Annotated in this window: 16 protein-coding genes; 6 read left to right on the top strand and 10 right to left on the bottom strand. The window is 58.6% G+C overall.

Translation table 11 applies throughout. The annotated features are described in order from the left end of the window. The 4 genes from BUB53_RS15985 to BUB53_RS16000 all read right to left on the bottom strand — a co-directional run bounded on the left by BUB53_RS15985 (position 1) and on the right by BUB53_RS16000 (position 3499). Positions 1-780: an enoyl-CoA hydratase-related protein gene (locus tag BUB53_RS15985; protein WP_073035859.1), complete on the bottom strand. Its 780-nt coding sequence runs from the start codon at positions 778-780 to the stop codon at positions 1-3. A gap of 238 nt (positions 781-1018) precedes the next feature. After that, positions 1019-1786: an ABC transporter permease gene (locus BUB53_RS15990; RefSeq protein ID WP_200797808.1), complete on the bottom strand. Its 768-nt coding sequence runs from the start codon at positions 1784-1786 to the stop codon at positions 1019-1021. A 3-nt stretch (positions 1787-1789) separates the two neighbouring features. Further along, positions 1790-2617: an ABC transporter ATP-binding protein gene (locus BUB53_RS15995; RefSeq protein WP_084729219.1), complete on the bottom strand. Its 828-nt coding sequence runs from the start codon at positions 2615-2617 to the stop codon at positions 1790-1792. Between the two features lie 363 nt (positions 2618-2980). Continuing rightward, positions 2981-3499, bottom strand: coding sequence for a hypothetical protein (locus BUB53_RS16000; RefSeq protein WP_073035861.1), 519 nt, complete (start codon positions 3497-3499; stop codon positions 2981-2983). A 270-nt stretch (positions 3500-3769) separates the two neighbouring features. On the opposite strand from BUB53_RS16000, the gene BUB53_RS16005 reads away from it, so the two are divergent. Beyond that, on the top strand, positions 3770-4369 hold the full coding sequence (locus BUB53_RS16005; RefSeq protein WP_073035862.1) for an exopolysaccharide biosynthesis protein: 600 nt from the start codon (positions 3770-3772) through the stop codon (positions 4367-4369). 41 nt (positions 4370-4410) lie between these two features. Here BUB53_RS16005 and BUB53_RS16010 read toward each other — a convergent pair whose 3' ends face one another. The 4 genes from BUB53_RS16010 to BUB53_RS16025 all read right to left on the bottom strand — a co-directional run bounded on the left by BUB53_RS16010 (position 4411) and on the right by BUB53_RS16025 (position 7117). Next, positions 4411-4551, bottom strand: a complete 141-nt coding sequence (locus BUB53_RS16010) for an entericidin A/B family lipoprotein (protein ID WP_073035864.1) — start codon at positions 4549-4551, stop codon at positions 4411-4413. Between the two features lie 81 nt (positions 4552-4632). Further along, a complete protein-coding gene (locus BUB53_RS16015; RefSeq protein WP_073035866.1) occupies positions 4633-6408 on the bottom strand; it encodes a sensor histidine kinase in 1776 nt (591 codons plus the stop codon). Continuing rightward, a complete protein-coding gene (locus BUB53_RS16020; protein ID WP_268238470.1) occupies positions 6405-6959 on the bottom strand; it encodes an RNA polymerase sigma factor in 555 nt (184 codons plus the stop codon). Before BUB53_RS16020 ends, BUB53_RS16015 begins: the two co-directional genes overlap by 4 nt. Continuing rightward, entirely contained in the window at positions 6956-7117 is a 162-nt protein-coding gene (locus tag BUB53_RS16025; RefSeq protein WP_229709578.1) for a NepR family anti-sigma factor, read from the bottom strand. The genes BUB53_RS16020 and BUB53_RS16025 overlap by 4 nt, the downstream gene beginning before the upstream one ends. Before the next feature lie 144 nt (positions 7118-7261). On the opposite strand from BUB53_RS16025, the gene BUB53_RS16030 reads away from it, so the two are divergent. Continuing rightward, on the top strand, positions 7262-8080 hold the full coding sequence (locus BUB53_RS16030; protein ID WP_073035870.1) for a response regulator: 819 nt from the start codon (positions 7262-7264) through the stop codon (positions 8078-8080). Between the two features lie 105 nt (positions 8081-8185). Here the strand turns inward: BUB53_RS16030 and BUB53_RS16035 are convergent, their stop codons facing one another. Next, complete coding sequence (locus BUB53_RS16035) at positions 8186-8356, bottom strand: DUF1328 domain-containing protein (protein WP_073035872.1); 171 nt, start codon at positions 8354-8356, stop codon at positions 8186-8188. Positions 8357-8547: 191 nt separating this feature from the next. Here BUB53_RS16035 and BUB53_RS16040 point away from each other — a divergent pair, with 191 nt between their 5' ends. From BUB53_RS16040 to BUB53_RS16050, 3 genes are all read left to right on the top strand, one after another. After that, positions 8548-8871 (top strand): ElaB/YgaM/YqjD family protein, encoded by a 324-nt coding sequence (locus tag BUB53_RS16040; RefSeq protein WP_073035874.1) that lies wholly within the window; start codon positions 8548-8550, stop codon positions 8869-8871. Positions 8872-8874: 3 nt separating this feature from the next. Continuing rightward, positions 8875-9213: a phage holin family protein gene (locus tag BUB53_RS16045; RefSeq protein WP_073035876.1), complete on the top strand. Its 339-nt coding sequence runs from the start codon at positions 8875-8877 to the stop codon at positions 9211-9213. A gap of 103 nt (positions 9214-9316) precedes the next feature. Next, positions 9317-10306, top strand: coding sequence for an AI-2E family transporter (locus BUB53_RS16050; RefSeq protein WP_234983218.1), 990 nt, complete (start codon positions 9317-9319; stop codon positions 10304-10306). Between the two features lie 337 nt (positions 10307-10643). Here the strand turns inward: BUB53_RS16050 and BUB53_RS16055 are convergent, their stop codons facing one another. Further along, entirely contained in the window at positions 10644-10829 is a 186-nt protein-coding gene (locus BUB53_RS16055) for a PLDc N-terminal domain-containing protein (RefSeq protein ID WP_073035879.1), read from the bottom strand. 232 nt (positions 10830-11061) lie between these two features. Here BUB53_RS16055 and BUB53_RS23225 point away from each other — a divergent pair, with 232 nt between their 5' ends. Next, positions 11062-11610 (top strand): PRC-barrel domain-containing protein, encoded by a 549-nt coding sequence (locus BUB53_RS23225; RefSeq protein ID WP_073035881.1) that lies wholly within the window; start codon positions 11062-11064, stop codon positions 11608-11610. Positions 11611-11624: the final 14 nt, after the last annotated feature.

Genomic DNA, 11624 nt, shown 5'->3' on the forward strand with positions numbered 1-11624 from the left:
TCAGCCACCGATCTTCGACGGGTCCGGCTTGCGGCGTTCGCCGAAGCTCGCGTTCAGTTCCTTCTGCTCCTCAGTACCGAGGTACTGGCTAAGCAACAGGTCATGGGTGACGCGCGACAGCCCGCCCACACCACCGTGGCGGGCATTGAATGCCCCCTTGATCGAGGCCAGCGCAAAGGCCCCGCGCTCGGCGATCTCCAGCGCGTATTCCTTTGTCTTTTCTTTCAGTTGGTCATCGGGGGCGACACGATTGATCAGCCCGATGCGCTGTGCCTCGTCCGCCTTGATCTTGGGGTTGGTGTACCAGATGTCCTTGGCACGTTTCTTGCCCACGAGATCCTCGAGATACCAGGTGCCATACCCGGCATCGAACGATCCCATCATCGGGCCGACCTGACGGAACACTGCGCTTTCCTTGGCAATCGTGACGTCGCAAACCATCTGCAAGACGTTGCCGCCACCCACGGCAAAGCCATTCACGCTGGCGATCACCGGCTTCTGGAGCTTGTCGATGGCCTCGTACATTTCCAGCGTTGGCAGAACCCCGGCATAAAGCTTGGTGTCTTCCATCCCGTCCTTGCGGCCACCGATGCAGAAAAACCGATCACCCGCACCTGTCAGAACAACAACGCGCGTCCGGGTTTCACGCCGGATACCCTCGATGCAATCGCGGATCTCGTGGCACATGGTCTCGGTGAACATGTTGCCGTCATCAGGGCGGTTCAGCGTGATGATCCCGATCGGACCGTCTTCTTCGTAGGTGATTTCCTTGAAACTCATTTGCTTCTCCTCCGCCGGATCAGGTCCGAAACCGCCCGGTCCTGTTAATATCTGGTGCCACAACATGGGATCGCGCGCCCTTGGCGCCCCTCCTGGATGCGGCATCATGCGGAGGGGATCCTGTTCTCGTCTGGAAAGCTACGCAATTTGCGTGCCAATTTACATCTCAGCACCAACACGATGGGGCATGTCGCGACATCACGCGACATGCCCCACAAGTGCAACCGGGATAACCGGCCTAGATCGAGATCTCGCGCCCCTCCTGGGCTTTTTCCCATGGCATCGCCACCCGCGCCAGAAAACTGACTGCCATGTTCAACAGAACCGACATGGTGATGATCGCAACAAGCGCCGCAAATACACCTGCCGTGTTGAACTGACTCGATGCGTGTGACAGCAAATAACCAAGGCCACGATTGGCCGCGATCATCTCGCCGACGATTGCGCCGATCATCGCGTAGGGCACCGACAGACGTAAACCGGTAAAGACCCAGACGATGGCGGAGGGCAACACCACCTTGCGCATCACGTCACGCTCGTTCGCGCCCATGAGGCGCATGATGTTGACCAATTCGGGGCTGACGCTGCGCACCCCTGTGTAAGTATTAAGGAACACAAGGAAAAACACGATGGTCGCAGTCAACAGGATCTTCATCTCGATCCCGATCCCGAACCAGATGATGAACAACGGCGCCAGTGCGATCTTGGGAATACTGTAGAAGGCCATAATGAAAGGGTTCAGCAGTTCGGCCAGTTTTTCCGCCCGCCCCAGCACCAGCCCGATCGACATACCCACGAACGCCCCCAGCAGAAAACCCGCGACTGCTTCGAATGCGGTAATTCCCGCATGGAACAGAATCCGGCCATCAAGCAGCCAGTTCCAGAACGTGACCGCGATGTCCGACGGCGAACTGACGAGATATTTTTGAATCAACCGTCCCGAGGCAAGCTCCCAAAACAGCAGGAAAGCGGCCAGAATACCCAGCCTTGCAAGTATCATCTTCATAACTCAGTTCTCCCCTTCTTCGTTCGCCGGCGCCATTTCATCCCAAAGACGGGCGGTCAGTTCGGCGTATTTCTGATTGTGCCTGATGCTGAACAGATCGCGTTCCGCCGGCAGCGGGATATCCAGAACCTCGCTGATCGTGCCGGGACGGCCCGAAAAGACGACACACCGGTCCGCCAGTGAGACAGCCTCATCCAGATCGTGTGTCACGAACAGGACAGTCTTGTTCAGTTGAGCGACAATCCGGCGGATTTCCATCTGCATTCGCAGACGCAGCTGCGCATCCAGCGCTGCAAACGGTTCGTCGAAAAGCAAAGTCTCGGGATCATAGGCCAGCAACCGCGCCAGGGCACAACGCTTGCGCATACCGCCCGACAATTGGTTGGGATAGTTTTCTCCAAAGCCCGCCAAACCGACAAGCTCCAAAAGCTCATCGACCCTGTCCTTGATTTCACCACGCGACATCTTGGCGATTTCCAGTGGAACGGCGATGTTCTTGGCCACCGTCCGCCAGTGCAGCAGGTGGTCGCTTTGGGTCATGTAGCCGACTCTGTGATTGTACGGCTCTACCGGCGTACCGCGATAGGTTACCGACCCTTCCGTCGGGGGAAACAGGCCCGCGGTCATGTTAAGCAACGTAGACTTACCGCATCCCGAGGGACCGACGAGTGTCAGGAATTCGCCCTCATGGACCGACAGTGAAATGTCACGAACGGCCTGCAACTTGCCAAAGGACTTGGAAACGCCTTCGAATACGACCAGTGGCTCGTCAGGCACCGCCCGCGAGCTTTGCCGTCGATCGACAGTTTGACCAACTGTTTCTTGTTGCATCTTCTAAATCTCCTCCAATGTCGACCTCTCTGACGAGAAGTAACGGTTCATCTCAGGCCGAAACCGCAATTGCTGTGCCAAGATCGGAACCCGACGATCTTCACCGCCGGTGTCATCGGCACAAGTCCTTTGATTGTCGCATCTGCGATCCCTGGGCTTCTGTCCTCCGCGAGGCCGGAAAAAACAAAGCCCGGACGCCGGGCTCAAGAAGTACGGAGAACACCTTGTTCAAACAGGATCGTGCTGCTGAACGCCCCTGTTTTCAAAATCAGTATCAATCAATACAGAACCATTTGTCCCAAAAAGAAAGCCCGCCGCGCGGGAGGGACGCGGCGGGCCATGATGAGCCGAAAGCGGTTCTTGTTAGTCTTCGATCCGCTCCACGACTTCCATTGCGTAGGCATTGGTCAGGGCTTCATAGAAATCATCCTGCGAGGGCGGAATGACGATCCAGTTTTCGGGAACGTCAACTTCACCCGAGGTCGCGCTGACCTTGAGCGCGTAACTCCCCGTGGCCGATGAGGAATTGCTCGTCTCGCTATTGTCCGCTCCTCGGGCGGGAAACATGGTGACAGTGCCCTCGAGCTGGTTGAATTCACCCGTATCCGGCAGGGTGGTTTCACCATTGATCGCAACCTTGTTGATCGAGACCACGATGCGCGGCTCCTTGGACTGATCGTCGATCGTCAGTTCCGAGGCGATCGCCTGTCCGATATCTTCTGACAGGGTAGGCCAGAACTCGAGCGCGTTACTGTTCTCAAAAGCGCTCAGGTCAGTTTTGACCTCGACGGCGGACAGGGTTTTTTCCTCGGCGACAAGCGGGGCAGCAACGGCGGCAAGGGCCAGACCTGCGCAAAATGTGGTGCTCAAAAGACGTTTCATGACAGTCTCCTTCTCTGTACTTTGCGGAATCGCCGATTGTGCGTAGTGCCCGGCTCTTCCGCTTGTGAGGCACCAACGCCCGCTGCCGCCTTTGGTTCCCAGCAGGCGCAGACAAAACAGGGAGAAAGACAATTTCTTTGTTTTTTATCAACATAATAGCATATTTTCGATCCAGTCACCCAGTGGGCATTCCCACGCCTGTAGACGTGATATGGCCGTTTGTCCGACACATGCCCGGGAACCAGAGAACGATACGAAGGTTGGCCTGACATGGAGACCGAAACAAAAACAGCGAGCACTCCGCAAAGCGGGGCAAGGGCGGTCGTCGACAAGATCGAAACCACTCTGAGTGCGGATCGGACGCGCCTTGGCGATGTCGTGGATGCAATCGGGCACGCGGGTTACACGCCGCTCCTGATGCTTCCGGCGCTGGCGCTGGTGTCGCCGCTGAGTGGCGTCCCCGGATTCACATCGATCTGTGGGATACTGATTGCTACGGTGTCGGCACAGATGATGCTACGCCGCCCGAAACTATGGCTGCCGGGCTGGATGCGGCGCACAAGCCTGAGCAGCGCGCGGGTGCACAGGATCATACACTGGTTTCGCCTGCCTGCCCGCTGGCTCGACTGTATCACGCGGCAACGTCTGACCGGGTTGGTCACACCACCTTTTTCAATCCTGCCGCAAGGGCTGTGTTTCACGCTCGGGCTGATCATCCCGCTGCTGGAACTTGTACCTTTGACGTCATCCATACTGGGAGCGGTGATTGTGATCCTGGCTGCCGGCATGCTTGCCGGCGACGGTCTGCTGGCTCTCACCGGTATGCTTGTTGCGGCAGCCGCCGTGAGCGGGATCGCCGCCCTGGTCTGATGTCCGCCGACCCCGGCAAGCGGGGTCGGCATGGCGCGTTGTTATTCTTCGGCATCTTCGGCCGCTTCGCTGACAGCCTCACCTGCGTTCTCGATATCCTGCCCCGCGCCCTTGACGGTTTCACATGCCGCTACTGCGGCCAGGGCGATCAGTGACAGAAGGGAAATGCGTTTACGTATCATCTGATACCTCTCCAATCCTGGTTGTGTTCTGTCAACGCAGCGGCCCTGCCAAGGTTCCCGCTTCCCCTCCTGAAATTATGGTCAGGCCATTAGCTCGTCAGCAGTTGTGTCTTCCTCGTCGTCCCGATCGTGCCAGACACGAGGAAAGGTAACATGAAGTTCGTACCGCTCGGGCAAATCGTTCACCTCGAGCGTGCCGTTCAATTGCATGACGAAGGATTCGATCAATCGCGAACCAAGCCCGGAACCGTCAAGTAAACCATCCTGCACATCGCCGGTGGCGCCAGTATCGGCAGGCGCGCGCGAATTCACCACGCTCAGGCAAACCGCATCGCCTTCGATCTTTTTCAGCGCAATATTGATCCAGGCCTCGCCACCCTTGATTACACCACTGTATTTCACAGCGTTCATGCCCGCCTCTGCGGCAAGCAGCGACAGCGGCACAGACTGGTCGGGGTCGATCTCGATCGCGTCGAATTCGGTCGCCATCTTGATCTGATGACCGTTTTCGTCCAGCGTGCCAACAATCACCAATTGCTGAATGATCTCATTCAACAGCTTGTCGGCGCGCACCATCGACAGTTTACGCGCCAGATAAAGATAGCGGTGGATCGTCGAAAGCGCCATTACCCTGTCCTGCACACGACGCAGCAGGCGCTTGGCCTCGTTGCTTCCGGTGGCGCGGATCTGCATATTCATAATGCTGGCAATCAGTTGTAGGTTGTTCTTTACGCGGTGATGAACCTCACGCAGGAGTACGGTTTTTTCCTGCAAATCCTCTTCGCGGCGGCGGTCCTGTTCGGTGAGATTGCGGGTCATGGCGCGAAACGCCTCGGCCACGACTTCCAGTTCTTCGGGCGCATTGTCGAGCCGGGCCTGATCCAGATCGGCACGCCCCGCCGTATACAACCGCATCCACGACCGCAGGCGGCGCACATGGCGGATCACCAGACGATGAACCCCGACATAGGCCACAACGATGGCGATCACCCACATGATGATCGGAAAATACAGCGCGAAGGCCTCTTCATAGCCGGGCAGGACAAGGCTGCGGCTGCGCGGGGCCCAGCTTCCAAGGGCGAAGACGCGGCCATCGACGATGGGCACGACGGCAAAATCGCGCTCCAGCCCTTCGCGATTGCTGCCGCGAAATGTGTGACGTGCGCGCAGGGCCAGTGTTTCAAGGCCGACATTACGGGGCAGAACCGAGCGGCGATCATCCGTGAAATCCTGCGTGGCGATGATTTCGCCACGCGACTGGAACAGCACCAGATCCACGTCCGGGGCACGGCCCGACAACGACGTATTGAGCGCGCTGATCGGCACGGCGATCAGAACCTTTCCCAGAAAAGTACCGTTATCGAAAACCGGCACCATGACATTGACCGAGGCTGCCCCACCCAGAAACGCAAGCGGTTGCATCTGAATTTCGGTCTGTGCACTGCCCAGTTCGGCGCGGATCACGTCCAGATTGCCCAGATCGCGCTGTTCCCCGCGCGATGAGCAGACCAGTTGCAGGTCACGATTCACAAACCCCGCAAACATATAGAGAGGCGACTCTTCGACAATACGCCCCATCACCGCCTCGCAAGCGCGGATATCCGAGCGAAAGGCAGCGACGGTAATGGCCAGCGCCTCGGCCGAACTGACGGCAGAGCCAATTACCTCGCGGCTGGCCGCCACCGCCTGTTGCGTCTGTTCGAGAAGCGCGGTTTCGGAAAGCGCACGGCGCTCTTCCAGCACCTTGAGCGTCTGGTAGACGGATATCAGGCCCAGTGGCAGAATCGCGATGCTGAGCACCAGCACCAGCTGGACGGCAAGGCCGGGTTTAAGTGCACGGCGCGGGGTATCGCTCATGCAGCCGGATTTCCCTGCACCACCGCAAGCGTTGCGGCGTCCGTCATGTCAAGGCTGTCATCCTCATCCAGATGCATCAGTTCGGCCAGCCGCTTGCGCGCGCGGTTGGTACGGCTTTTGATGGTCCCGACAGCACAGCCGCACATCTCGGCGGCGTCCTCGTAGGAAAAGCCTTCGGCGCCGACAAGGATCAACACTTCGCGCTGTTCATCGGTCAGTTGCGCGAAAGCTTCCCGAAAATCGCTCATCACGAGATGGCCGTCATGGGCGGGTTTTTCCGACATCGCACCAGCCATTTCCCCATCGGGGTCCTCGACCTCGCGACGGCGCTTGCGGTAGAGCGAATAGTAGGTGTTTCGCAAAATGGTGAACAGCCAGGCCCGCAGGTTGGTGCCCGTTTGGAAGTGATCGAATTTCCCCCAGGCCTTGACGATCGTGTCCTGCACCAGATCGTCGGCAGCCGCGGAATTGCGCGTCAGGCTCATGGCAAAGGCGCGCATGGCGGGAAGGTGCTCGATCAGCTCTTCTCTGGGGTCGGCGCTATCGGTCACTGGTCGTCATCCTCCGGCGACGTATCGCTGTCCGGTGCGCAGGGCTTTTGTTCCTGCTGGCGCAATTGCTCCAGCAATTTCGTAAACCGCTCGGGGACCGGTTCGCGCGCGGCATCATCGTAGACGCGCCTTAGATTGTCGTCGATCTGCTGATTCAATTTCGAGTTCCTGCTTTGTCGCACCATGCTATTCTGTTCCAACGGTTCAGCCCGGACTGATGCATTTTTTGCACCTCAACCTTGGAACCTAACACGTCGAACGGCGTTTAGTTCCTCACAAAGGAAATTTTTTCGAGGACGGACATGACAGAAACATCCAGCGCGCGCGACCTGTCAGCGGAAATCGCGGAACACCTGCCTTATCTGCGGCGCTATGCGCGCGCTTTGACCGGCAGTCAGCAAAGCGGCGATCATTATGCCGCAGCCACACTCGAAGCCTTGCTTGAGGATCAGGGTGTCTTTCAGACCGGGCTCACGCCAAAGGTGGCGCTGTTCAAGGCGTTCAACCGGATCTGGGTGTCATCAGGATCGCCGGTGCAGGAAACCGGCGGCACCGGCTCACCCGAGGCACGGGCGCAGATGCATCTTGCCGGGCTCACCCATAACACCCGCGAGGCCCTGCTTTTGCATAGCATCGAAGGATTCCCCATCGACGACATCGCCAATATCGTCGGCGTGTCGCCCGCCGAGGCAGGGGAACTGATCGCCATCGCCCGCAAGGAAATGGCGCAATCCATCCGCGGACGCATCATGGTAATCGAGGATGAAGCCATTATCGCCATGGACATCCGCGCAATTGTCGAGGGCATGGGTCACGAGGTGACCGGCGTGGCACGCACCCGCGATGAGGCGGTAAATCTGGCGCGGCGCGTCCCGCCGGACATGATCCTGGCCGATATTCAACTGGCCGACAAATCCTCGGGGATCGACGCGGTGAACCATATCCTGAAGGAAATGGGCGATCTGCCGGTGGTTTTCATCACGGCATTCCCCGAACGATTGCTGACCGGTGAACGGCCCGAACCCGCCTTTCTGATCACCAAGCCCTATACCGAGGAACAGGTGCAATCGGCGGTCAGCCAGGCAATGTTCTTCACCAGTACGGAGACATTGCAAAACTGAGGTGGTTTCCCTGAAGATCTTTTCTCTGAACGCTGAAAAGCCCTGTACGTATAGCAACGTACAGGGCTTTTTTGTCGTCTTTGACGCCTTGTGCATCCACCCCGATCAGGGCATCCGGCCCCGCAGGGCCCTTGCGGCCAATGCGATGACGAAAAGGATCAGGAAGATCACGAAAAGGATCTGCGCGATCCCGGCCGAAGCCGACGCGATACCACCAAATCCGAACACTCCGGCGACAAGTGCTACGATGAAAAAGAGCAGTGCCCAGTAAAGCATTTGTTTTCTCCTTCCGATTTTCAACACTCCGTTTGCGATGGGTATGAAACGGCCTGACCCTCTGTCAGGTTCCATAAAATCCACAATAACGGGTCCGTTCCTGCCGCTGTGGCGAATTTACCACTTCCAGTGGAACCTCTCCGGGTCCCGTGCGTTGACCGAAAAGCGCAACCGAAGGAAAGGACATCGCCATGGCACAAGCCAAAAGCAACTCACCGCAGAACGATATCGAACAACTCTCCGAACAGATTTCGACGCTTCGGGCCGACATCGCGACGATCTCCGAAACGCTTTACGATTTGGGTCGTTCATCGGGAGATGCGGCGATTGACGGTGCGCGGCGCAAGGCGGTCGATCTGCGTGAGGAGGGCGAGCGCCAGCTGCGCGCAGCCCGGCACCACGCCGAGGAGATGGGCCAACAGGCCACCGACGCGGTACGCGCACAACCTGCCGCCGCAGTGGGAATCGCCGTGGGTGTGGGATTCCTGCTGGGTTTCATGACCGGGCGGAAATAACCCATGCCGGGCATGTTGCACGAGGTCGAAGACCGGGCGCGCCGGGCGGCGCGTTCGGCCACATTTACTATGATGGGCATCGTTTTCGGAACAACGGGGCTGGCGCTGTTGTCGGTGGCGCTGTGGCTCATGATCGCTGTCCTTCAGGGCGCAATCGTCGCATGCGCGGCGATTGGCGCGCTCTACCTGATTCTGGGGGTTTGCTTCATGGCCCTGGGGCGGCACCCGGGCGCAGCACACCCGCCCGAGCCTGCGCAACCGAAAGACCCATTCGTTCAGATCGCCGAGGGTTTTGCCACCGGCATGCGCGCGGGTCGCGCCGCACGCAGTACAGACCGCTGAACAGAAACCCGCGACCGGGGAACATTTGAGCGACCGACCGCGTTTGCGTTATATGCAAAGGTCATCTTTACCCGCCGATCCCGTGCTGCGTGGCGCTGCGATCATGGTCATCGTCACGCTCGGTTTCGCCATACTCTGGACAGCAACGGATATTCTCGCGCCGATGGTTCTGGGCCTTGTCACCGGTGTCATCCTGGCACCAATCACCGACATGCTTGAACGTACGGGCCTGCCGCATGGCATGGTGGCGGCACTGGTGGTGGTCTTTGGCGGGCTGATCATCGTCACTCTGATTTTCCTGGCTGAACCTTTGGTATGGCGCATTGCCGAAGAACTACCGCGTATCAAATGGGAATTGCGTGCACTGATCGAGGAATTCCGCGGGCTGTTCCAGAGCCTGAACGAGATGAACCAGGAGGTCAAAGAAGCGCTCGGCTCCAAGCCCGAAGCCGAAGGCAAAAACGCCGATCCCGCCATTCCCAGCATCACCTCGGCCTTATTCCTGGCGCCACTGGTCATCACCCAGATACTGATTTTCACCGGCGTCCTGTTTTTCTTCCTGCTCACGCGCAAAAACATTTACGCATGGCTGTCGAGCTGGATCGGCAGTTCAGCCGATACTGCAATCATCCTGCAACGCTTTACCAATGCCGAGCGTCTGGTCTCACGCTATTTCCTGACGATCTCGGTAATCAATGCCGGCCTGGGCGCGACCCTGGGCGGCGCCATGGCGCTGATCGGCCTGCCCGGCGCTTTTGTCTGGGGCGTGATCGCCGCGCTGGCGAATTTCATTCTCTACATGGGGCCGATGATGGTCACGGCAGGTCTGCTCATCGCGGGGCTGGTCACGTTCAACGGGCTGATGGCGCTGCTGCCTCCGGCGATCTTTCTGGGCTTGAACATGCTCGAAGCGCAATTCGTCACCCCGGCATTTCTGGGCAAGCGCATCTCGGTCAATCCGCTGCTGATCTTCATCTCTCTGGTGGTATGGCTCTGGCTGTGGGGGCCAATCGGCGGAATCATCGCCATCCCGGTTCTGGTCATCGCGATGGTGATGCTCGACATTTTCGAGGACGGCAACGACGAAGCCTGAAACCTCAAGGCCAACACGGCCCGGCAGGATTTCCACAAAACCGGAATATCGGCAAACCGCTCAGACACCCGAGCCATGGCGCGCATGGGTCTGCGCAGGTTCATTTCGCGGACAGGATATATACGCCTGAAAAAAGCCCCCGCCATTTTACAGGCGGGGGCTGGCACCCGAGGGACAGATGGGGTGCAAACGAACCCGAAAGCACTTGGGGAATGCGCGGGTTCGGGACGAGGCAGCGTAGGCAAGTAACGCTGGCGTCACTGGCTCAACACCGCCATGCAGGGATTGTTCCATTTGAATCGCATTTTTTTCACCGCGCCTCATGATCGCGTTTCGATCAGGCCCTGGCCGCGCGCGGACCGGCGATCAGCCAGACGATGAAGCCCAGCAACGGCAGAAGCAGAATGACAAGCACCCACAGCACCTTGCTGCCGGTCGAAGCGCCCGAACCAACCACCGAAACGATGGCCCAGATATCGAGCACAAGAAGAATAAGCCCACCAAGACCACTGATTTCCAACATTATTATTTCCCCTCCTTTTCCGCGCTTTTCATCGGGCCCCGCACAACATCGCACCATAGCGATTTCATGCCCGGACCCGCGTGGGATCAACGCCAGAGGCACCATAAAGGTTCCGCAAATTTTTCCGCTATTTTTTTGCCTGTTGCAGAAACCTTCGCGGCCTCTGCGGGTTGGTACAGCACGACGTCGCAACATCGCGGCGCTGATCGACCAGACATGAAGGAGACTGATCATGAAACGCATTCTTGCTACGACGGCAATTGTCGCGCTCGCCGCGTCTCCGGTTCTTGCTCAAACGCAGAGCACCGAAGAAGACCCGGCAAACCAACCCGCCATTGAAGCGCCTGCAAACGGGACCGATACCGGTACCGGCACAATGGAAGCCCCCGAAACCGGTGGCGACACCACGACCGAGGCTCCCGCGACCGATAGCGGCGACACCACGGTACAAGCCCCGGAAACCGAGAATCCGATGGGCGGCGGGGGTGACCTGGGCGCAGACGAGCGTCAGGCCCTGACTGCCGAGGAACTGGAAGGCTTGGCTGTCCACGACCCGTCAGGTGAGAACGTGGGCGACATTTCCGAGCTTGTCGTCGGAGACAGCGGTGAAATCACTGATGTGGTGATTGACGTCGGCGGCTTCCTCGGCATCGGCGCGAAACCGGTTGCCGTAGCCTTCGAGGAAGTATCGCTGAGCCGCGATGGCGAAACCGGCACGCTGCATGCCTCGACGAACTATTCCGCTGCCGATTTCGAGGCAATGGAGACCTGGGAGGGCTAACCCTTCCGGCGAAA

Source organism: Roseovarius pacificus (assembly GCF_900142665.1).
In the GTDB taxonomy this organism is placed as follows: domain Bacteria; phylum Pseudomonadota; class Alphaproteobacteria; order Rhodobacterales; family Rhodobacteraceae; genus Roseovarius; species Roseovarius pacificus.